This window comes from Streptomyces sp. NPDC032822 (assembly GCF_055578825.1).
Window position 1 is genome coordinate 50899 of sequence record NZ_JBVIOL010000019.1, and the last position, 20502, is coordinate 71400.

The 20502-nt window shown below is 72.0% G+C and carries 19 protein-coding genes; 6 read left to right on the forward strand and 13 right to left on the reverse strand.

What is annotated here, in order from left to right; genetic code table 11:
- Positions 1-115: 115 nt before the first annotated feature.
- Positions 116-1450 carry a DUF6716 putative glycosyltransferase gene (locus ACZ5VD_RS36470; protein WP_468684820.1) on the reverse strand — a complete coding sequence of 445 codons (1335 nt, stop codon included), beginning with the start codon at positions 1448-1450 and terminating at the stop codon, positions 116-118.
- Positions 1451-1684: 234 nt separating this feature from the next.
- Here ACZ5VD_RS36470 and ACZ5VD_RS36475 point away from each other — a divergent pair, with 234 nt between their 5' ends.
- The 3 genes from ACZ5VD_RS36475 to ACZ5VD_RS36485 all read left to right on the forward strand — a co-directional run bounded on the left by ACZ5VD_RS36475 (position 1685) and on the right by ACZ5VD_RS36485 (position 5184).
- On the forward strand, positions 1685-2671 hold the full coding sequence (locus ACZ5VD_RS36475; RefSeq protein WP_468547460.1) for a glycosyltransferase family 2 protein: 987 nt from the start codon (positions 1685-1687) through the stop codon (positions 2669-2671).
- The gene (locus ACZ5VD_RS36480; protein ID WP_468547461.1) at positions 2671-4032 is read left to right on the forward strand and encodes a polysialyltransferase family glycosyltransferase; all 1362 of its coding nucleotides are present in this window, start codon (positions 2671-2673) and stop codon (positions 4030-4032) included. The genes ACZ5VD_RS36475 and ACZ5VD_RS36480 overlap by 1 nt, the downstream gene beginning before the upstream one ends.
- Before the next feature lie 156 nt (positions 4033-4188).
- The gene (locus tag ACZ5VD_RS36485; protein ID WP_468684761.1) at positions 4189-5184 is read left to right on the forward strand and encodes a hypothetical protein; all 996 of its coding nucleotides are present in this window, start codon (positions 4189-4191) and stop codon (positions 5182-5184) included.
- A 61-nt stretch (positions 5185-5245) separates the two neighbouring features.
- On the opposite strand, the gene ACZ5VD_RS36490 is transcribed toward ACZ5VD_RS36485, so the two are convergent.
- On the reverse strand, positions 5246-7579 hold the full coding sequence (locus ACZ5VD_RS36490; RefSeq protein ID WP_468684763.1) for a glycosyltransferase: 2334 nt from the start codon (positions 7577-7579) through the stop codon (positions 5246-5248).
- Positions 7576-9045 carry a glycosyltransferase family 29 protein gene (locus tag ACZ5VD_RS36495; protein WP_468547464.1) on the reverse strand — a complete coding sequence of 490 codons (1470 nt, stop codon included), beginning with the start codon at positions 9043-9045 and terminating at the stop codon, positions 7576-7578. The genes ACZ5VD_RS36490 and ACZ5VD_RS36495 overlap by 4 nt, the downstream gene beginning before the upstream one ends.
- Before the next feature lie 239 nt (positions 9046-9284).
- On the opposite strand from ACZ5VD_RS36495, the gene ACZ5VD_RS36500 reads away from it, so the two are divergent.
- Positions 9285-10391, forward strand: a complete 1107-nt coding sequence (locus tag ACZ5VD_RS36500; RefSeq protein ID WP_468684822.1) for an acyltransferase family protein — start codon at positions 9285-9287, stop codon at positions 10389-10391.
- A gap of 22 nt (positions 10392-10413) precedes the next feature.
- Here ACZ5VD_RS36500 and ACZ5VD_RS36505 read toward each other — a convergent pair whose 3' ends face one another.
- Positions 10414-11064, reverse strand: a complete 651-nt coding sequence (locus ACZ5VD_RS36505) for a TetR/AcrR family transcriptional regulator (protein ID WP_468547465.1) — start codon at positions 11062-11064, stop codon at positions 10414-10416.
- 71 nt (positions 11065-11135) lie between these two features.
- Here ACZ5VD_RS36505 and ACZ5VD_RS36510 point away from each other — a divergent pair, with 71 nt between their 5' ends.
- Positions 11136-12626 (forward strand): FAD-dependent oxidoreductase, encoded by a 1491-nt coding sequence (locus ACZ5VD_RS36510; RefSeq protein ID WP_468684765.1) that lies wholly within the window; start codon positions 11136-11138, stop codon positions 12624-12626.
- Here the strand turns inward: ACZ5VD_RS36510 and ACZ5VD_RS36515 are convergent.
- The 3 genes from ACZ5VD_RS36515 to ACZ5VD_RS36525 are packed head-to-tail and all read right to left on the reverse strand — an operon-like array spanning position 12512 to position 14791.
- On the reverse strand, positions 12512-12889 hold the full coding sequence (locus ACZ5VD_RS36515; RefSeq protein ID WP_468684767.1) for a Uma2 family endonuclease: 378 nt from the start codon (positions 12887-12889) through the stop codon (positions 12512-12514). The two genes, ACZ5VD_RS36510 and ACZ5VD_RS36515, sit on opposite strands and share 115 nt — an antisense overlap.
- A gap of 9 nt (positions 12890-12898) precedes the next feature.
- A complete protein-coding gene (locus ACZ5VD_RS36520) occupies positions 12899-13192 on the reverse strand; it encodes a hypothetical protein (RefSeq protein WP_468684769.1) in 294 nt (97 codons plus the stop codon).
- An 18-nt stretch (positions 13193-13210) separates the two neighbouring features.
- Positions 13211-14791, reverse strand: a complete 1581-nt coding sequence (locus ACZ5VD_RS36525) for an acyl-CoA mutase large subunit family protein (RefSeq protein ID WP_468684771.1) — start codon at positions 14789-14791, stop codon at positions 13211-13213.
- 173 nt (positions 14792-14964) lie between these two features.
- Between ACZ5VD_RS36525 and ACZ5VD_RS36530 the strand changes: the two genes are divergently transcribed.
- On the forward strand, positions 14965-15825 hold the full coding sequence (locus ACZ5VD_RS36530; protein WP_468684772.1) for a L,D-transpeptidase family protein: 861 nt from the start codon (positions 14965-14967) through the stop codon (positions 15823-15825).
- A gap of 231 nt (positions 15826-16056) precedes the next feature.
- Here the strand turns inward: ACZ5VD_RS36530 and ACZ5VD_RS36535 are convergent, their stop codons facing one another.
- The 6 genes from ACZ5VD_RS36535 to ACZ5VD_RS36560 form a co-directional block, all read right to left on the reverse strand.
- On the reverse strand, positions 16057-17154 hold the full coding sequence (locus ACZ5VD_RS36535) for a hypothetical protein (protein WP_468684774.1): 1098 nt from the start codon (positions 17152-17154) through the stop codon (positions 16057-16059).
- The gene (locus tag ACZ5VD_RS36540; RefSeq protein ID WP_468547470.1) at positions 17154-17825 is read right to left on the reverse strand and encodes an RNA polymerase sigma factor; all 672 of its coding nucleotides are present in this window, start codon (positions 17823-17825) and stop codon (positions 17154-17156) included. Before ACZ5VD_RS36540 ends, ACZ5VD_RS36535 begins: the two co-directional genes overlap by 1 nt.
- Before the next feature lie 368 nt (positions 17826-18193).
- On the reverse strand, positions 18194-18379 hold the full coding sequence (locus tag ACZ5VD_RS36545; RefSeq protein WP_468547471.1) for a hypothetical protein: 186 nt from the start codon (positions 18377-18379) through the stop codon (positions 18194-18196).
- Positions 18376-19071 (reverse strand): RNA polymerase sigma factor, encoded by a 696-nt coding sequence (locus ACZ5VD_RS36550; RefSeq protein ID WP_468684775.1) that lies wholly within the window; start codon positions 19069-19071, stop codon positions 18376-18378. The genes ACZ5VD_RS36545 and ACZ5VD_RS36550 overlap by 4 nt, the downstream gene beginning before the upstream one ends.
- A gap of 139 nt (positions 19072-19210) precedes the next feature.
- On the reverse strand, positions 19211-19612 hold the full coding sequence (locus tag ACZ5VD_RS36555) for a hypothetical protein (protein ID WP_468684777.1): 402 nt from the start codon (positions 19610-19612) through the stop codon (positions 19211-19213).
- 268 nt (positions 19613-19880) lie between these two features.
- Positions 19881-20396 carry a hypothetical protein gene (locus ACZ5VD_RS36560; protein ID WP_468547474.1) on the reverse strand — a complete coding sequence of 172 codons (516 nt, stop codon included), beginning with the start codon at positions 20394-20396 and terminating at the stop codon, positions 19881-19883.
- Positions 20397-20502 lie beyond the last annotated feature (106 nt).

Below are 20502 nucleotides of genomic sequence, written 5' to 3' on the forward strand. Positions count from 1 at the left end.
GGGCCACCTGCGAGGACCGGGCCGCCTATGGGGGCCGGACCGTCCACGAGGGACTTTCGGTCCGCGAGGGACTGGTCGGCCGCGCAGGGCAGGTCGGATGCCGGGGTCTGAGGGCTCACAGCTCCCCCATCCGTCGGATGACGGGGGCGACCCGCTGCACGCCGTGCCGGTAGGCGCCGCGCGCCGCCCGGCGCACGATCTGCCGGACCGGGCCGGGTTCCTTGTCGGCGGCGGGGGCCCCGGGCAACGGGCTGCCGTCCGGGCCGAGGTGGTGGCGGGCGAGGATGCCGGGCAGATAGCCGGGCGCGGTCGCGGGGGTGTAGTACGGGGTGAGGGGCGGCAGGCCGCCGGGCCGGTCGAGCAGCTCGGCGATGCGCTCGCGGGCCGTGTCGAAGGCGTGGGCGTACGAGCCTCCCCCGGAGGCGGATCCCCCGGCGGCGACACCCTGCCGTGCCACCCACCCGGCCTCGGGCTCCGGCCGGTGACCGGCGTCGAGCCGGTCCCAGGAGGCGAGGCAGCCGGAGCCGACGAAGTGGTGGTTGCCGAGCACCTCGCGGATACCGAGGTCGGTGAGGACCACGGTCGGGATCCGGCGGTGCAGCGACTCCAGGGCGGCCGTGGAGCTGACGGTCACCAGCAGGTCGGTCCGGTCCAGGACCTCGCCCATGTGGCCGTAGACCATCCGGAAGTTGGCCGGCGGGTCGAGCCGCTGTACCAGTTTCTGGTACGGCAACTCCTCGATATGCGTGGTGTGTTCGCCGGGCCTGGAGCGCAGCTTGAGCAGCACCTCGCGCTCGGGGTGCAGCTTCGCGTGCCGGACCAGGCGCTCCAGCAGGTACGCCCGGTCCCGGCGGTTGTCCGGGACGGACGGCTGGGCGGCGAACACCACGGTGTACGGGTCGTGTTCGCCCTCGTAGGCCGCTCCGCCGAGGAACGGGAGTGCCACCTCGGTCACCGACGAGGCGTCGGCGCCCACTCCCTCGTACACCGCACGGAACCGGTCGGCGTCCTGGCGGGAGTTGGCGAGGACGAGGTCGGCTCCGTGCCGCAGCAGCAGGCCGTCGGCGAGCTTCTCGTAGACGACGCCGACATAGCCGGTGACGACGACGGGGCGCCTCTCGCGGCCCTCCCAGGCCCGCTTGAGGCCGTGCAGCATGGCCTGGACGCCGCCGCCGACGAGGGCGATGACGACGACGTCGTACTCCTCCTCGGCCATGGCCCGCAGGAACTCGACGGCCGTGACCTCGCGCAGCGAGTCGGTGCGCACCCCCACCTCCGCCAGCTGGCGGGGTGTGGGGGTGGACCGGCCCCGCAGCAGGAATCCGCTCAGGGCGGGGCCGGCTTGCGCGGCGTCACACGGTGCGGTTTCCATGGACGGGCCCGGCGCTATGCGGTCCGCGGTCAGCGCACCCCATTTCCAGCGGGTGTCCGAGTCCGCGAGGACGGCGATTCGCGGGGTGGTCGTACTTGAGGGGCTTGGTGGCACGAGGAAGACGCTAGGAAGCAATTCCTAGGTGCGGCCCAACCGGGAATCAACGAAAAGTTAACAACAGCCCACCGAGAGCCGAACTGGCCCGCCGGAAAGCGGAAAGTACACGGGATGCACCGTTCCGACACATGGAGTTCACCCCCCGTACGGGCATCGTACGGTTCTGCTGCCGGACCGGCTCCTAGGGTTTCGCAGGTGCCAAAGCTTTCCGTGATCGTGCCGTTCTACAACGTGCAGCAATTCGCCCCGGACACTCTCAGAAGCCTTCGAATGAACGCCCGGCCGGACTTCGAGTTCGTGCTGGTCGACGACAAATCGACGGACGCCACCCCGGCCATTCTCGAACGCGCGGCCGACGAGCTTTCGGATGTCGCCCAGGTCAGATATATCCGCCACGAGGAGAACGGCGGGCTCGCCACCGCGCGCAACACCGGTCTGGACGCGGCGCGGGGCGAGTACCTGACGTTCCTGGACGGCGACGACTGGCTGGCCCGCGGTCACCTCGCCGAACTGGTGGCGGCGATCGAGGGGCTGGGCTGCGACTTCGTCCGCACCGACCATGTGCAGGCCACCGCCCGCGCACGGACCGTGCAGCGGGCCCCGGTGGGGCGGCGCGGGGAGGTGCTGAACCCGCGCGAGGCGATCCTGCCCGCGGACCGGACGACCTCCGTGGACTACGCCTACGCCTGGGCCGGGGCCTACCACCGGCGCCTCCTCGACAAGGGTCTGCTGCACTTCACCGACGGGCTGCGGACGGCCGAGGACCGGCCGTGGATCTGGAAGCTGCACCGCGAGGCGCAGTCGTTCTCCGTGGTGAGCCTGCTGGGCGTGTTCTACCGGCGCGGGGTCGCCTCCTCGCTGACCCAGATCGGCGACGCCCGCCAGCTCGACTTCATCCGCGCCTTCGACCAGGTGGTCGAGGAGACGGCGGCGGATCCGGACGCCGTCCGGCTGCTCCCCAAGGCGGTGCGCACCTACTGCGCGATCATCGCCCACCATCTCGCCGACGAGGCCAAGTGGGAGCCGGCCGTGGCCAAGGAGCTGCGGACGAGGAGCGCGGCGGCCATACAGCGCCTGCCGCAGGGCGCGCTCGGTGACGTACTGGAGACCATGGACATGCGCCGATCCGCCAGGCTGCGGCGGCTGCGCCGCCGGGTCGGCACAGCGAAGGCGGCCGCCTGATGTCCGCCACCGACCCGCGTACCACCGCCAACCCGCGCACCACGCAGATCTTCTGCGCCTCGACGCTGTACGGGGCGGCCACCCTGGCCGCCGCGATCGACTCCGACCTGTTCGCCGAGCCGGACCGCCGGGTGCTGCTGGTCTTCAACAACTCCGCGGCCCCGGAGACCACTTGGGCGCTCGACGAGATGCCGGGCTTCGAGCCGCTGCGCAGCCACTTCGACGAGGTGCTGTCCTGGAACGAGGCCATCCACCCCTTCCACCCCGGCGCCTGGACCCCGCGCCCGGACGACGTCCCGCTCTTCGAGCGCTATCTGCGCCTGCTGTGGGGGCTCGGCGACGACCGGGTCGAACTGGTCCTGGAGTCCATCCAGGTCACCCCCGCGCTCACGCTGGCCCAGCTGTTCACCGGCGCGCCCGTCGACGTCTACGCCGACGGCCTGATGAGCTACGGCCCCACGCGCAACAAGCTCGACCCGCTGGTCGGGACCCGCGTGACCCGGCTGCTGCACCTGGACCTGGTGCCGGGGCTGGTCCCGATGCTGCTCACCGAGTTCGACGTGCCCGCGGTGGTCGTGCCGACGTCCGCGTTCCTGAAGGTGATGGGTGAACTCTCCGCGTCCGTGGCGGACTTGCCGGTCCTCCCGGAGAACGCGGCGCTGCTGCTCGGCCAGTACCTGTCCGCGCTGAACATCCTCTCCGCCCAGGAGGAGGAGGACCTGCATGTGCGGATGATGCGGGGCGCGGTCGAGCGCGGTCACCGTTCGATCGTCTTCAAGCCGCACCCCACCGCACCGGCCCGCTACAGCCGCGCCCTGGAGACCGAGGCCGGGAAACTGGGCGTCGACCTCACGGTGCTGGACACTCCGGTGCTCGCCGAGGTGCTGTTCGAGCAGACCCTCCCGGGTCTGGTCGTGGGCTGCTTCTCCACGGCCCTGTTCACGGCGTCCGCGTTCTACGACCTCCCGGTCGCCCGCATCGGCACCCGGCCGTTGCTGGAGCGGCTGACGCCGTACCAGAACAGCAACCGGGTCCCGGCGGTCCTGGCGGACGCGGTGCTGGCGGACCTGGAGTCCCGCGAGGGCGAGGACCCGGTGCCCGCCGAGGAGCTGAACGGTCTGGTCACCGCGGTCGGCTTCACCATGCAGCCGCAGATCCACCCGGGGCTGCGCCCGGCGGCGGAGGGCTATCTCGCACAGCACTTCGGGCCGCGCACCCAGCGCTACTTCAAGCGCAAGCGGCTGACCGCGCTGGGGCTGCCCGGCGGTATCCCGGAGAAGCTGGCGTTCCTGCCGCGCAACGCGACGGCACGGCGGATCGTGCGGCGGGCGAAGGCGCTGAAGAAGGCCGTGAAGCGCTGAGGACGGCGGGGAAGCGCTGAGCGACTCAGGGATGAACCCCCGGCTAAAGCCGAGGAAACAGAGGGAAACCATCCAGCGACCCCACTGATTCCATGGTGATGCGGTGCTCGTGACTCTAGGATCACGGGCACCGCATCCGAATCCCGTGAGGCACTCATGACGAAGCTCGGCCGGCTCTACTCGATGTTCGACAGCGTCCACCTGCCCGACGACCTGCCCTACACCCAGTGCAGCACCTGGGAGCTGCAGTTCCTGTACCTCGTCGGGCGCCACACCTTGTCGGGCGAGGGCCGCGTCGTCGAACTGGGCTCGGGCGGCGGCGGATCGACGTACGCCCTGGCGCTCGGCCTCAAGGAGAGCCCGGTGTTCGACGAGCGGACGGGGCGGCTGCACGCGTACGACTTCTTCCGCGTCGGCAAGGGCACCTTCGCCTCGGAGAAGTTCTTCACGGCCGGCCACCGGCCGGCGGACGACAACTCGTTCCTGAACGACTTCCGTGGCCGCCTGGAGCCGTTCCTGCCGTTCCTGGAGATCCACGCCGGCGACCTCTGGCAGACCTCCGACCCGGACGACACCACGCCGGTCGAGTTCCTGCACATCGACATCGCCAAGACGGCCCGGGTCTTCCGCTGTGTCTCCGAGCGCTTCCTGACCCGGCTCGGGCCCGGCTCGGTCGTCCTCCACCAGGACTTCGCGGGCCCGCGGCTGCCGTGGCTGCACTGGAGCACGGGCGCCCTGCTGCCGTACATCGAGATCGCGGGGCCGCCGATCCGCTCCACGCTGGCCTTCGAGGTGACCCGGCCGATCCCCGGGAACGTCCTGAGGTCCGTCTCGGAGGACGCGTACACGCTGGACGAGAAGCTCGCCCTGATCTCCGCCGTGCAGGACCGCGTCGACCGCGACCACACCGGCGGCATCCCCTTCAAGTCCGTCCTGGAACTGTCCAAGGCGTACGTCGCCCACTACGCGGGCGAGCACCGGCGGGCCTGGTCGATCGCGAAGCCCCTCACCTCGGACGCGTACCTGAGCCGGACCCGCGCCGACCACTTCGAGCAGCTGCGGAAGGCCGCCGAGGCCCACGGGGCCGACCGCGGGGCAGCCGCCCGGGTGTCGCCGGTGACCCGGCTCGGGCGGCTGCTCCGCAGGGGGTGAGGCGGGCAGGGGGCGAGGCGGGGCGGTCGCCCCCGCGTCAGCCGGGGCGACCACCCCCGTGTCAGCCGCCCAGGATGGCCCGCAGGTCGGCCGCGTTGGCCTCGGTGGCCTTCCACAGCTCCCGCTGCCGGCCGTGCACGTCGGCGACGGTCGCCGCGTGGTCGGCGAGGAGCTCCTTGGCGCGCTCCACCAGGCGGGCGGCGAGGTGGCGGTCGTGCACCGAGACACCCCACTCGGGGCGCTCGATGTCGCGCAGGAAGTACGCCATCTTCGGGTGCGAGATCAGGCTGATGATGGGTGTGCCGACGCCGAACGGGATCATCCCGGCGTGGCCGCGCATGCCGATCACCAGCTTGGTGCGCGCGTACAGGTCGCGGATCTCGTCGTTGTCGAAGTCGTACATCGGGATGACGGGGAGCGAGATGCCGTGCTCGCGCCGCAGGTCGAAGGCGATCTTCTCGTCGTCGAGCGAGTGCGCCACGCACTTCACCTCGGCCAGCTCGCCCAGGTCCCGTACGGCCTGGGCCATCTGCGCCAGGAAGTAGCCGTAGTCGTGGCCGAAGCGCAGCCCCGCGCGGTCGTAGGCGGCGTTGATCAGGATGGTGTCGTCGCGCGTCGCCGGGTCCTGCCAGCCGTCGACGAGCTGTCGCATCACGGTGGTGGGGCAGGGCTGGAAGCGGACCTTGTGGTGCAGGTGGTCCGGGATCATGGCCCGGACCTTCTCGATCGAGCCGTGGTTGCGCAGGCCGAAGAAGGAGGACTTCTCGACGAGCAGCCGCAGCGAGTCCCGGAACCGGCCCGCCCGGTAGGACTGGCCGTCGAAGGCGTTGAAGCCCACGGCGAAGACGGCGATCGGCACGTCGACGCGGTTCAGCAGCTCGTCCGGGACGTTCCACTGCCAGGCGCTGTTGCCGTTGGGCATGGTGTCCGGGATGAACAGGCCGCCGCCGCCGATGACCAGGCCGCGGCGGGCGTTGACGCGTTCCAGGGCGGCCTCGTCGAAGAGCCGGTGGGCGTGCACGGAGTGCCAGCGGCGGGAGGTGGTGTCCGGGCCGAAGGCGAGCCGGACGGTCTCCGGGAGCAGCTTGTCGCCCGCGTTGCCCTGCCGGTCCATGTAGAACGCGACGTGCGCGAGCTGCTCCTCGGCGGCGCCCCGCTCCTGGGAGGGCAGGCCGGAGGCGCGCTGCGCCCACAGCCGGCTGGAGCGGTGGGTGATGTCGACGGCGAGCCCGGCGGTGGCGTGCCGCAGGGCCTCGGCGTTGTCGCCGTGCACCCAGGCCATCTGGGCGAGGCGGGCGTAGGCGGTGGCGGCCCGGTTGGGGGCGGCGGTGGCCAGCAGTAGCTGGGCCTTCGCCTCGTCGTAGCGGGAGACGCTCATCAGGGCGTGGCCGAGGACCTCGTGCGGCCAGGCCGCGTCGAGGGGGATGCGCACGCTGCTCAGGACGTCCACGGCGTCCTGGTAGTCGCCGGTCGAGATGTGCGCGGCGGCGACCTTGCGGGCGACCTCGACGTCCGAGGTGCGGGCGACGTGCGGGGTGCCGTAGTGGACGAGCAGGTCGTGGTGGAGGCCGCCCTGCTTCGCGAGGTACTCGGCGTGGAAGTCCGCGTCGTCCAGGTCGAACTCGCGCCAGCGGTCCTCGGCCTGGCTGTAGCCGGCCTCGCCGCCCTGCCACGGCTTGTGGCGGCCGGTGAAGTGCAGGATCGCGGTGTCCTCGGGGACCGGGAGGTCGCCGGACAGGCGCCGCTTGACGAAGTTGTAGCGCGGGTCCAGGCGCACGAAGTCGCCGTCCAGGACGGCGTTGAGGATGCCCTGGTCGTGCTTGTCGAGTTCGTAGTCGCCGCTGCGGCCGGTGGCGTCGAGCCTGGCGCAGAACGCGTCGGAGAGGTACTCGCGCTGGATGACCAGCAGGCCCGAGTTGAGCTTGTGCTGGCCGTAGAAGAACTGCGAGACCGCGGCCAGCCCCTCGCGCAGCTCCAGCAGTTCGCTCAGGTCGCCGAGGACGACCATGTCGGTGTCGAGCGTGATGATCGTGTCGTACTCGCGCAGCCGGAAGACGTCGAGGATGAAGTACGCCTTGCGGACCAGGTAGTTGTCCTGGTCGCCCTTCTTGTACGCGTCGTAGTGGGTGTCATCGACCCGGCGCAGCACGATCCGCGGGTGCAGGTCGCGGATCCTGGCTATGGAGCCGGGGCGCAGGTCGTCGTAGAGGACGACGAAGTCCTCGCACACGCCCGGGTTGGACAGGGCGAGGCTGCGCAGCAGGACGAGGAAGCCGGGGAGGTAGTTCTCGTCGACGTAACTCGCGAAGGCGATACGGCGCTTGCCGGTCAGGGCGTGCGCGTCGGTCGCCGGGGCGAGGGGGGCGGTGGCCCCGGTCAGGGAGGTCGTGGTCATCGTAGGGAGATCCTCATGTCGGTCACGCTCTGGGCCCGCTGCATGACCCATGCCTTCTCGCTGGTGTATTCGTGCACGGAGGTGATGGCCAGCTTCATCGCTTCCTGGACGCGGTAGGCGCCGCTCTCGTAGAAGTCGAAGCCGATCAGGTCGAGGGTCGGGCTGACGTCGAGGAAGTCCAGCAGGAAGAGCATGTTGAAGCCGGTGGTCGGGATGCCCGACCAGACGTCGGTGCCGAGCTTGCCGATGTTGCGCACGGGCCAGCGCAGCGACTCGTCGCCCAGGCAGGTCTGGGCGCCGGGGACCAGGCGGTTGCGCAGCGAGTACTTCCAGTCGCCGGAGATGCCGCCGAAGACGAGCCGGGTGTCGACCCGCTGGTCCCAGTTGAAGCCGTGCTTGTGGATCGTGGCGTGGATGTCGGTACGGCTGCCGGTGTGCTTCGGGTCGATCCGGTACGAGTTGAAGCGCACCACCAGGTCGTACGCGTCGATCTCGGCGCCCATCGAACTGGCGCCGACCCGCCCGGAGTTGGCGATCAGGCAGATCGACTTGCCGGCGATCCGGTTGCGGAACTCGCCGAGGCTGATCCACTGGACGCCGCCGACGGTGGGGTCGTCGACCGGTCCGCGCATCCGCGTGCGGCGCTGTTCGGCGTAGAGGGCGATGGCCTCGGTGAGCGCGGGCAGGTCCCCGTTCCCGGTGGGCTCGGCGGTGCGCAGGTCGAGGTACTGGCTGAGGAGTTCCTGCCGGTCGGGGACCGGGGCGTCCTCGGCGGCCTGGATCAGGAGCGCCGCCACGAGCCGGGGTTCGGCGGCCTGCCAGTCGCCGACGGCGTGCGCGGCCAGGCCCTCGGCCCAGACGGCGGTGGCGGCGCCGCGGGTGAACTCCTCGGCGCGCGGGCACTGTCGGCCGAGCAGGCTCAGCAGTTCCCGTTCCGTCTCGCGGGCGGCGCGCAGGCCGGCGATCCGGGCCCGGACGCCGAAGCCGTCGTCGTCGGTGAGGGCGAGATACCGCTCGTAGGCCTCCACCGCCTCGGTCTCCTCGCCGAGGACCTCCAGGAGGCGGGCGCGCAGCCGCCAGCCGGCGCGGGAGTTCCTGCGCTGGGCGAGGACGGTGTCGCTGATGACCAGCGCGAGGTTCAACTCGTCGTCGTAGCCGCACTCCAGCGCCTTGTTGGCGACGGCGAGCAGCGCGTCGAGGAGTTCGTTGCCGAGGCCGGCGGAGGGGGTCGCGGCACCCTTGACCGCCCGCTTCAGCAGGGCGGTGGCACCGGCCGGGGCGGGCGGTGCGGCGCCGGTCGAGGCGGTGCCCCAGGCGACGAGCAACTTCCTCAGCTGCTCGGCGAGTTCGACGCGGCGGCGGTCGACACTGCCGACGAGTTTGCCGCTGTGCACCGCGCAGGCGCGCAAGCAGTCGTCGAGCTCCCCTCCGCGCGCACGTGCCCGTCTGTTCTGGACCCTCGTCATGGCACTCCTGATTTTGCCGAAGCTGTGCGCTATTTGCTCTTTATTAGCACGTGGGGGGAGGTCCAGAGAAAGTTAGGAAACGAAGGCGAAGTCCAGGTGAATTCACGGAGTCCACCCGGACAACCGTTGGCTCGACGCCCCTGAAAACCCTGTGATTCGGACTAATGTGCCGCGAGTACCCGCACGAGTGCCCGCGTGAGTTCCCGCGCGCCGACCAAGGGGATTTCTTCGTGACCAGCATGACCGTCCGGCCGGATTCCGACGCGCCCGCGGCCCCGCGGCCGGTCCGCCGGGAATCCCGGCTGCGCGCCCTGGACGGACTGCGGCTGGTCGCCGCGCTGATGGTGGCGCTCTACCACTACGGCGGCCGGGGCGGAGAGGTCACCGCGGCCTGGGGAAGTTCACCGGACCGACAGTTCCCCACGCTGCACGAGTATTTCGCCTACGGCTGCCTCGGTGTGCAGGTCTTCTTCGTGATCAGCGGATTCGTGATCTGCATGAGCGGCTGGGGCCGGCCCCTGAAGGCGTTCTTCGCCTCCCGCGCCTCCCGGCTGCTGCCCGCCTACTGGGCCGCCGTCATCGTCGTGTCCGCGGTGTTCGCGCTGCCGATGGTCGCCTATCACGCCCTCTCCCCCAGTGACACCCTGGTCAACCTGACCATGCTGCAACAGCCGTTGGGCGTCGACCGGGTGCTCGGGGTGTGCTGGACGCTGTGGGCGGAGGTCCGCTTCTACGCGCTGTTCGCCCTCTGTGTCGTCCTGCCCGGGGCCTCGCGGCGGCGGGTGATCCTGTTCTGCGCGGGCTGGACGCTGGCCGCGGCCCTCGCGCAGGCCGCCCACCAGCCGCTGCTGGAGGTCGTGTTGATGCCCGAGTACGCCCCGTTCTTCATCGGCGGTGTCGGTCTCTACCTCGTGCACCGCGACCGGCGGGACGTGTACGCCTGGGGCATCGTAGCCGTGAGCTTCCTGATCGGACAGCACTACGCGGTCCGCAGCCTGTGGAACGCCGCCGACCCGAACGCCTTCGCCCACCGCACCTCGCTCGGCATCGTCCTCGTCGTGGCCTTCGGCTTCGTGGCGGTCGCCGCCATCGCGCTCGGCTGGTTCCACTGGGCGAACTGGCGCTGGCTGACGGTCGCCGGGGCGCTGACGTACCCCTTCTACCTCGTCCACGAGCACCTCGGCTGGGTGGTGATCCACGCCCTGCACATCGGCCTCGGCCTGCCCTCGGCGGCGACCTTCGCGCTGACGATCGTGTCCATGCTGGTGCTGGCGTGGCTGCTGAACCGGCTCGTGGAGAAGCCGCTGACACCGAGGCTGCGGACGGCGTTGGCGAAGGTGCGCTGACGCGCGGCCCCGGCGCCGGACCTCAGTCGACCCCGTAGCGCAGCCCGATCCCCGCGATCACCAGCGCGAGCCCCTCCTCGAAGTGCCGGTCGTAGTCCTGGAAGATCTCCGCGCCCGCCCGGGCCGACAGCGGGAAGTCGGCCATCAGGCGGGCGCGCTCGTCGACGTCGTAGCCCTCGCGGCGCTCCCCCGGCAGCGGCTGGACGCCCTGTTCCTCGGTGAGGAAGCCGAGCGTGTAGAGGTACGTCGTCGAGGTCGCGCGGACCGCCTGGGCGAGGGTGAGGCCGGCGGCCGTGAACAGGCGCAGGTTGTCCTCCATCTGTTCGGCGTGCTCGATGCCGGTGAAGCGTGAGCCGCTGAAGACCTTGGCGCCGTCGCGGTAGCCGAGGAGCGCCGCGCGCAGTCCGCGGTTCGACTTGAGCAGCCGGTCCCGCCAGGTGTCGTCGGGGTCGAGGGGCGTGCCGGCGACCATCCGGCGGTACATCTGCGTCGCCATCTCGTCGAGCAGTGCCTGTTTGTCCTTGAAGTGCCAGTACAGGGCGGGTGCCTTGACGTCCAGCTCCTTGGCGATGGCCCGCAGGGTCAGGCCGTCCAGACCCACCTCGTTCAGGAGCTTCAGGGCGGTGTCGGCGACCCGTTCGCGGTCGAGAGGCGCTCGGCGTTCCGTGTTCACACTTGACAGCTTAACGGCGTTAAGGGCATGGTCGGGAACAACGGCACTTAACAACGTTAAGGAGAGTGGTCATGGACACCGGTGTACTGATCGTGGGCGCGGGCCCCACCGGTCTCGCCCTGGGCGTCGACCTCGCCCGGCGCGGGGTGGACGCCCTGGTGGTGGAGCGGGCCGGCGGACTCTTCCCCGGCTCCCGCGGCAAGGGCATCCAGCCGCGCACCATGGAGGTGTTCGACGACCTCGGCGTCCTCGACGCGATCCGTGCGGCGGGCGGCGACTATCCGGTCGGGATGATCTGGAAGGACGGCCGACGGGTCGGCGAGCACCGGATGTTCGACGCCGCCGAGGCGACGGAGGACGCCCCGTGCACCACGCCGTGGATGGTCCCGCAGTGGCGCACGCAGGAGATCCTGTGCGCGCGGCTGGAGGAGCTCGGCGGGCGGGTGGCCTTCGGCCGCGAGGTGACCGGGCTCGATCAGGACGCGGACGGCGTGACCGTGCGGTGCGGGGACGGCACCGGGATCCGCGCCCGGTACGTCGTCGCCGCCGACGGTGGCCGCTCGGCCGTCCGCCGGGCCCTCGGTATCGCCATGACCGGCGAGAGCGTCGACCCCTACCCCACCCTTGTGGCGGACCTCCGGATCACCGGCCTGGACCGCGACAACTGGCACATCTTCCCGCCGGCCGGGGAGGGCGAGGGCTACCTCGCGCTCTGCCCGCTCGCGGGCACGGAGGACTTCCAGCTGCTCGCCCGGTTCCCCGAGGGCAGCACGGTCGACCTCTCCCCCGACGGCATCCGCGAGGTCGTCGCCACCCGCTCCCACCTCGCCCCCGAGGACATCACCGAAGTGCGCTGGGCCTCGGACTTCCGCCCTCGCGCCGCCCTCGCCGACCGCTTCCGCACCGGCCGGGTCTTCCTCGCCGGGGACGCGGCCCACATCCACTCCCCCGCCGGCGGGCAGGGCCTCAACACCAGCGTCCAGGACGCCTACAACCTGGGCTGGAAGCTCGGCGCGGTCCTGAGCGGCAGCGCCCCGGCCACCCTGCTCGACACCTACGAGGAGGAACGCCGCCCCGTCGCCGCGCAGATGCTGGGCCTGTCGACGAGCGTGCACCGGGGTGAGGTCCGGCGCGGCGACGCGACCCGCCAACTCGGCCTGGGCTACCGGGACTCGTCACTCACGCAGGACACCCGGGCGGGTGGAGGCCCCGTGCGCGCCGGCGACCGCGCCCCGGACGCGACGGTGGAAGGGGCGCGCCTCTTCGACGCGTTCAGGGGGCCGCACTGGACGCTGCTGGCGCTGGGAGTGGAGGCGCCGGTGGTGGTCGGCGAGTCGGTACGGGTCGTCGCCGGTCCCGCGCACGAGGCGTACGGAACGGGGCTGTTCCTGATCCGCCCGGACGGTTACGTGGGCTGGGCAGGAGACACCGCGACCGGGGTCGTGGACTACCTGGCCCGCTTCGGCCTTCGCTGGTCGTCGCCGTCGAGGAGAGTGTCGACGGAGAGTTCGAGGGTGACACCGACGGACTCGGGAACGGGGACGGCCTGGCCTCGCTCGTAGCGGACGGGATCGGGGTACTCGCCGTCGGCGGGGTCCTGGTACAGGAGGACCTCGTCGTGTTTGCGGTCGGCGATGAGACAGGCAGGGATGTCTGCCTGGGCGTAGCACTCGACCTCGGGGCCGAGGCCGTCGGACCAGTTCGACGAGGTCACTTCGACGACCAGGCGGAAGACGTTCGGGGCGTAGTGGTTCTTCGTGACGTGGGTGTCGCGGAAGCCGGCGTCGACGACGGAGAAGTCGGGGATCGCGAAGTCCTCGGGCATGGTCGGCAGTCAGAGGCCGATGCCCTGCACGTATTCGTGCCCTGCTGCAACGATCCCCGCGCGATCGAATTCCCTGCCCAGTTTCGTCAGCACCAGCGCGTGCGAGCCGTCCGGTGGCGGTGCCACGGTAAGCCTCCCCTGGAGAATCTCCACGCGGTGGCCAGGCAGCGCACGGGCAAGCTGGTCGGCAGCCTCGACCAGGGTCAGCTCCTGCTGCAGTACGGCGATGGCGTCCTCCTTTTCGGGGCCCGCTCTGCAAGGAGCGTCGCCGGAGGCACGCAGGTTCAGCTCGCGATCACTCATTCGGAGTAATCGCCCAGTTCAGAACGTATCGCTCGGCACGTAAGTCCCCCAGACCCCCCGCAGCGCGTCGCACACCTCACCCACCGTCGCCCGGGCCCGCAGCGCCTCCTTCATCGGGTACAGGACGTTGTCCGTGCCCTCGGCCGCCTTCTTCAGGGCGGTCAGGGCCGCGTCCACCGCCCCCTGGTCGCGTTCGGCGCGCAGTGCGGCCAGCCGTTCGGCCTGCCGCGCCTCGATGGCGGGGTCGACGCGGAGCGGCTCGTACGGCTCCTCCGCGTCGAGCCGGTAGCGGTTGACGCCGACCACGACCCGCTCGCCGGAGTCGGTCTCCTGGGCGATGCGGTACGCGGAACGCTCGATCTCGCCCTTCTGGAAGCCCTGCTCGATCGCCGCGACCGCCCCGCCGAGATCCTCGATCCGCCGCATCAGCGCGAGTACGGCCGCCTCGACGTCGTCGGTCATCGACTCGACGACGTACGACCCGGCGAAGGGGTCGACCGTGGCCGTCACGTCCGTCTCGTAGGCCAGGACCTGCTGGGTGCGCAGGGCGAGCCGCGCGGACTTGTCCGTCGGCAGGGCGATGGCCTCGTCGAAGGAGTTGGTGTGCAGGGACTGGGTGCCGCCGAGAACCGCCGCGAGGCCCTGGACGGCCACCCGGACGAGGTTCACCTCCGGCTGCTGCGCGGTCAGCTGGACCCCGGCCGTCTGGGTGTGGAAGCGCAGCATCAGCGACTTGGGGTTCCGCGCGCCGAACTCCTCGCGCATCACCCGGGCCCAGATCCGGCGGGCGGCACGGAACTTCGCGACCTCCTCCAGGATCGTCGTACGGGCCACGAAGAAGAAGGACAGGCGAGGGGCGAAGTCGTCCACGCCCATGCCGGCGGCGACGGCCGTCCGTACGTACTCAATGCCGTCGGCGAGGGTGAACGCGATCTCCTGCGCGGGCGAGGCACCGGCCTCGGCCATGTGGTAGCCGGAGATCGAGATCGTGTTCCACCTCGGGATCTCGGCCCGGCAGTACCGGAAGACGTCCGCGATCAGTCGCAGCGACGGCTTCGGCGGGAAGATGTACGTGCCGCGCGCGATGTACTCCTTCAGCACGTCGTTCTGGATCGTGCCGGTCAGCCGGTCCGCGGGCACCCCCTGCTCCTCCGCGACCAGTTGGTACAGGAGCAGCAGCAGCGCGGCCGGCGCGTTGATCGTCATCGACGTCGACACCTTGTCCAGCGGGATCCCGTCGAACAGCACCCGCATGTCGTCGACCGAGTCGACGGCCACACCGACCTTGCCGACCTCGCCGTGCGCGATCGGGGCGTCGGAGTCGTGGCCCATCTGGGTCGGCAGGTCGAAGGCCACGGACAGACCCGTGGTGCCGTGGGCGATGAGCTGCCGGTAGCGGGCGTTGGACTCGGTCGCCGTACCGAAACCGGCGTACTGGCGCATCGTCCAGGGCCGCCCGGTGTACATCGACGGGTACACACCCCGCGTGTACGGGTACGCCCCCGGCTCCCCCAGTTTCCCGGCCGGATCCCAGCCCGCCAGGGCATCCGGCCCGTAGACCGGCTCGATCGGCCGCCCGGACTCCGACTCCCGCACCATGGTGTCGCCTCCCGCTGAGCAGTGACTCGCTGGGTACCCGTGGGGACCACGATGCCGCGCCACCGGCGACCCGTCACCTCGGCTGTTCGTACGCTGTCCTCCGGGGAATCCATCCCTGGTGGTTTCGGTGCTCCTCGGTGAGACGGCGGGGGTCGGTAATGCGTACTACGGGTATGGGGAGATCGGTCGTCGCGGTACTGGCCCCGGTCCTGGCCCTGACCGCGCTCTGCGCCTGCACGGTGCAGTCCGCGGACGGCGGCGAGGACGGGAAGCAGCGCGCGCCGGTGCGCATCGAGCTCCCGAGCGGCACGCCCTCGACACCCCGGGACGACGCCGAGGCGAGCGCCACTCCCGCCGAGAAGGATCCCGAGGACGACTCCGAGGCCGAACCCGCGCCCGCGCCCGCCGTGCTCTGGTCCCGGGGCGACAGCGGCCGGGACGTGCGGGAGCTCCAGGCCCGGCTGCGGCAGGTCGCCTGGCTCTTCGACGGGCCGACCGGGTCCTACGACGACCTGACCGCGCAGGCGGTCAAGGGCTTCCAGGGCAAACGCGGCCTGCCGAGGACCGGCACGACCGACACCGTCACCTGGCAGCGGCTGCTGCGGATGACCCACGAACCGGGCCACTGGGAGCTGTACCTGATGGGCGGGCAGCCGGCCGACGCGGCCGACCCGCGCTGTCTGACCGGCCGGGTGCTGTGCGTCAGCAAGTCGAGCCGGACCCTGCGCTGGATGATCGACGGGCGGACGGTGTCGACGATGTCGGTCCGCTTCGGCTCCCAGGGCACCCCCACCCGCGAGGGCGTGTTCAGCGTCTACTGGAAGTCCCGTCACCATGTGTCGACGCTCTACGACTCGCCGATGCCGTACGCGATGTTCTTCAGCGGCGGCCAGGCGGTGCACTACTCGTCCGACTTCGCGGCCCGCGGCTACGCGGGCGCCTCGCACGGCTGCGTCAACGTCGGCGACGAGCGGGCGGTCGCGGACCTGTACCGGCAGGTGCGCAACGGCGACAAGGTCGTCGTCCACTGGTGAGGCGGGCGGAGGACGTGCGGGGCGCGGGCGGGACCGGGGGAACGTGTCCCGCCCGCGCCGAGGTGCACGAGCCGTGGGTACGGGGGGAACCCCGGCTCTGTGCGTCGGCCGATGACCAGTCGGCTCACTCAGTACTGCGTCACCGCGTCCGAAAACGTCACACCGGCCGCGAACCGGCCCCTGCGGGCATCGCTCGCCCCTGGAAAAGCGCAGGTCAGGCGTTTGATCCGGTCAGAGCGCGCTGTATGTGGGGCCGGGCGTCGAGCCGTGCAGGGTCGTGAGGCCGCCGTCGGCGTGGTGGTCGTTGCCGTGACCGCCGGAGGACGAGTCGCCGGAGCCGGAGCCGGAGCCATGCGAGTCCCGGTCGTCCCGGTCGTCGCGGTCGTCCCGGTTGTCGCGGTCCCGCTTGACGTCGTTGTCGTCCCGGGTGTCCCGGGCGTCCGCATCTCCCTTGCCGCCCCGGCCGTCCTTGCCGCCCCGGCCGTCGCTCGTGGCGTTCTCGTCGGAGGCGCCGGTGGCCAGTACGCCCTTGCAGTACGTCCACACCCTCCGGGAGCCCCCGGCCGCGCCCTCCAGGGTGCGCCTACGGCCGGCGCTGAGCTCGTCGCCGTCGCGCACGGCCCGGCAGGCGGAGGCGGCACCGCTCCACGCGCCGCCGCCACGGTCGTCCCGGCCGTCGGCGCCGTCGCGGTCGTCCGGCGTGACCGAGCCGCCGCGGGCGGTGTCGTCCGAGGAGCCCTGCCCGGTGTCGCCGGTCTCGCCGTCGGGCGTGGGCACGCTGTCCGGGGTCCGCGGTGAGGGTGACACCAGCGGGCGGTCCGGGGTCACCGCGGCCGAGACCGAGGCGGCGGGGTCGGGTTCGCCCTCACCGAAGGGCAGCAGTCCGGCGCCGGTCGCGGCGGCGATCCCGCCGACCATGCCGACGGCCAGCGCGGCGGCCAGGGCGAACCGTGCGGGGCCGGCCCGGCGGCGGCCCGGTGCGCCGCCGGGGTCGGGGGACTCGCCGCCGATGCGGACGAGCCCGGCGTCGGAGGAACGGCCGCGGGACCGGTTGCCCGGGGAGGTCCGGGCGGCGGCGTCCGCACCGGCCCCGTCGCCGACCCAGTCGTCCACACGGTCGGCGCGGGCCTTGCGGAAGGCGGCCAACGCGGCGGCCTCGCCGGGGAGTTCGGCACCGGTCGGCGGGGCGTCCACGGAGAGCGCGTCAAGGGTCTTGGCGAGGCGTTCGGCCCGGTCCCGGTCGGCCGTGTCGACAGCTTCGAGGGACTCCCCGCTCAGCAGACGTTCCGCTGTCTCGCGGTCCAGCCACCTGTACTGCTCGTCGGCCATCACATGTCCTTCTGCGTCCGCGCGACGCTTTGCGTCACACTCGCGGACGTCACCGCGTGTCCCCGCGGTTCTCGCGGCTCCCACTGGGGCGGCAGGGCATCCAGCCCGCCGACCGATTCCGCGTCCTCGTCGATGAGTTCGGCGAGCCGTTTCAGACCGCGGTGCGCGGCCGTCCGTACGGCACCGGGCCGCTTGCCGAGCGTCTCGGCGGCGGTCTTCGCGTCCAGGCCCACCACCACCCGCAGGACCACCGCCTCGGCCTGGTCCTGGGGCAGCCGGGCGATGAGGGAGAGGGTGCTGTCGGTGGCCAGGGACTCCATGGCCTCGCCCGCGGTGTCGGAGTCGGCGGGTCTGGCGGTCAGCTCGGCCTCGTCGCCGCCGATCGCGGGCCGGCGTCCCCGCATGCGTATGTGGTCCAGCGCGCGGTTCCTGGCTATCCGGGCGGCCCAGCCGCGGAACCGGTCCGCGTCCCCGCCGAAGCGCTCCAGGTCCCGGGCTATCTGCAGCCAGGCCTCGGACGCCACGTCCTCGGCGTCCGGATCGCCGACCAGCGTCCTCACGTACCCGAGCAGCCGCGGGTGCACCGTGCGGTACACAGTCCGGAACGCGGTCTCGTCCCCGTCCTGTGCGGCAAGCACGGCGGCCGTCAGCTCCGCGTCGTCCCCCAGCACCGTGGTTCCTCAGTCGTTGGTCGCGGCTGCCAGCCGCCGATCGTTGCAGTGGTCGTGCAACTTCCGCGCCCGGCGCGAAAGGCACGTTACGACCTGAAACCGCTGCTCGTCCATGTCCGTACAAGATGCAACAACCTCGTGATGCCCCACGGAACACGAAGGGGGCGCGCACGGGTACTCGGCGGGGGTGTGACAGAAAACGCACTCTCGGCGCTGAAGGAAGTACGGGCCGCCGCGCGGCCCGTGCCGCGCGACGGCCGGGGCCTCTCCTGTGGGGGGTGGCGGCTCCGGCCGTTGCTTTGGCGGCTCGCTCCACGCCCCCGGGTGCTCGACGGATCCCGGCCGCTTCCCCCGCCCCCGGCCCTCCGCTACGCGCGGGGCCGCCAGTCGTCCCGGCGCCGGGTGCGCGCCCGATGCGCCCCCTCGTCCCGGGCCACCCGGAAAGCCGCCACCGCCCGCCCCTCGGCCTCGGCATCGACGCCGCCCTCCCGCATGGCGGCGCCGAGCAGCCCCTCCAGGGACCCGGCGTCATCGCCGTCCCGCCCACCCGTCATGTCGGCTCCCCCAGAGGCCGCGGGTCCTGGCCCGTGCCGTCCAGGTCCGTGCCGGTCGTGTCGGCGATGCCGACCGTACCGGTCGTACCGGTCACGTAAGTCCCGTCGCCGTCCACGCCGTCGGCGCCCAGTCGGTGGGCCAGTCGCTTCAGTCCCCGGTACGCGGCGGTGCGTACCGCGCCCGGTCGCTTGCCGAGGACACGGGCGGCGGTGGGTCCGTCGAGACCGACGACGACCCGGAGCAGGACGGCCTCGGCCTGGTCGTGCGGCAGGCCGCGGACCAGTTCGAGGGCGCGTTCCGTGGAGATCGCCTCCAGCGCCTGGTCGTGGGTGCTGTGCGGATCGGGCAGCTCCAGTACGTCCTGTTCGAGCACCGCGGGCCGGGGCCGCACCCGTCGGCGGCGCAGGTGGTCCAGAGCCCGGTGCCGGCCGATGGTCGCGGTCCAGCCGCGGAACCCCGCCCCGTCGCCCTTGAACCGGCCGAGGTCCCGGGCGATCTCCAGCCAGGCCTCGGACGCCACGTCCTCGGCGTCGTCGCCGACGAGTCCGCGCACGTACCCGAGCAGCCCCGGCTGCACCAGCCGGTAGGCGACCGCGAAGGCCGCCTCGTCCCCCTGCTGGGCCCGCGCGACGGCCGCGCCCAGTTCCCCGTCGTACGCCTGCACCCGGCGGGGTTCCCCTCCCTGGCCCAAGAACCGTCCTCGTCCCTGCCGCGGTCGGCGGCGGATCCGCGCGGTGCCGATCCGGCCGCCCCTGTCCACGCCCCCCACGGTGCTCAGCGCCGGACCCCTCCGAAGTGTCACCACGGCCGGTACCCCGCACAGTCCGCCGCTACCGTCGCGCCGTCCCCGTCCCCGTCGCGTCCCGGCACAGCAGCCGCAGCGACCCGTCCCCGGCGAAGCACCGGCGGGCCTCGTCGATCGGGTCCCAGAGGCGGCCGTCGGGGGTACGGATCCAGTGCTCGCCGCCCGACGCCCACCACTCGGCGCCGACCTCACGGACGATCACCTCACCGGCGTACGCCCCGAGCCCGCGCAGCACCACCTCCACGGCGGCGTACGGCGCGCCCTCCCGTCGTATCTCCTCGACCATCCGGTCGGCGCTCCACAGGCTCTGCGCCGAGTAGTCGAGCCGCAGCCGCGCGCCCTCGCGGAGGGTCACCACCGCGTCCGCAGCCCACCGCACGGGCTTGGCGGCGGCGGAAGGCCTGGTCGTTTCCTGATGTGTCGTCACAGTGGTCACACCTGAGAAAAGCGTGATCGCGTTCCGTTTCGTCACCCGGATCCGGGGGGTGCCGGGAACCGGCGCAGGACCACCCCACCACCGCCCCACCCCGCCCCAGGACGGTCACAGGACTCTCTCAGGAAACGGGGTTTACGCCCGTGGCGAGCGCGGGACCGGACGCTCAGCCCCGCCCGCGTCCCCGGGCCCGCCGCGACACCACCGCGCGCAGCCCGCGCTCTCCCTTACTGCGCCTACTGCGCGCGAGGGCCCGGGAGTGTCACAGGGGCACCACGCCGAGCCGGTCGAGCAGCCGGAAGAACAGGTTTTCGGCCGACAGGTCCGCCGCGGGGTCGGGGTCGGCGGTCAGGACGTCGAACACCGGCTCGGCGGAGACCTCGTGCCCCGCCTCCGCCGCCCACGCGACGGCCCGCTCGGCGGCGTCCCGCGGCTCCAGGAAGTAGTCCTCCAGGGCCGGACCCTCCTGGCCCGCCCCGAGATACGTGGCCATGGCCTCCCGGGCCAGACACGTCGTCCACGCCCCGCTCTCCGGCGCCGCCGCCTCCACGACCACGGCCGCGCTGTCCATGACGTACCCGAAGAGCGCGGGCGCCCCGGTCTCGACGGCGAGGGCGTTCATGCTCCCGATCTCGCCGTCGCCGCTCGGGTACTCCCAGACCTGCCACCCGCCCGGCGCCGACGCCCGCCGCGCCATGCCCTCGACGCCCGCCAGGGCCTCCCGTTCGGCGAGCGGACGCTCCCCGCGGCCCACGACGAAATATCCCCAGTACCCCATTCCGGTTCCCCCTGGCTGCGCTCCGTACGGCTCGGCCCGAATACACCACATTCGTACGGTCGTTCGCAGCCGGACGGGGCAATCCGCCCCCGACGCGCCCCTGGGT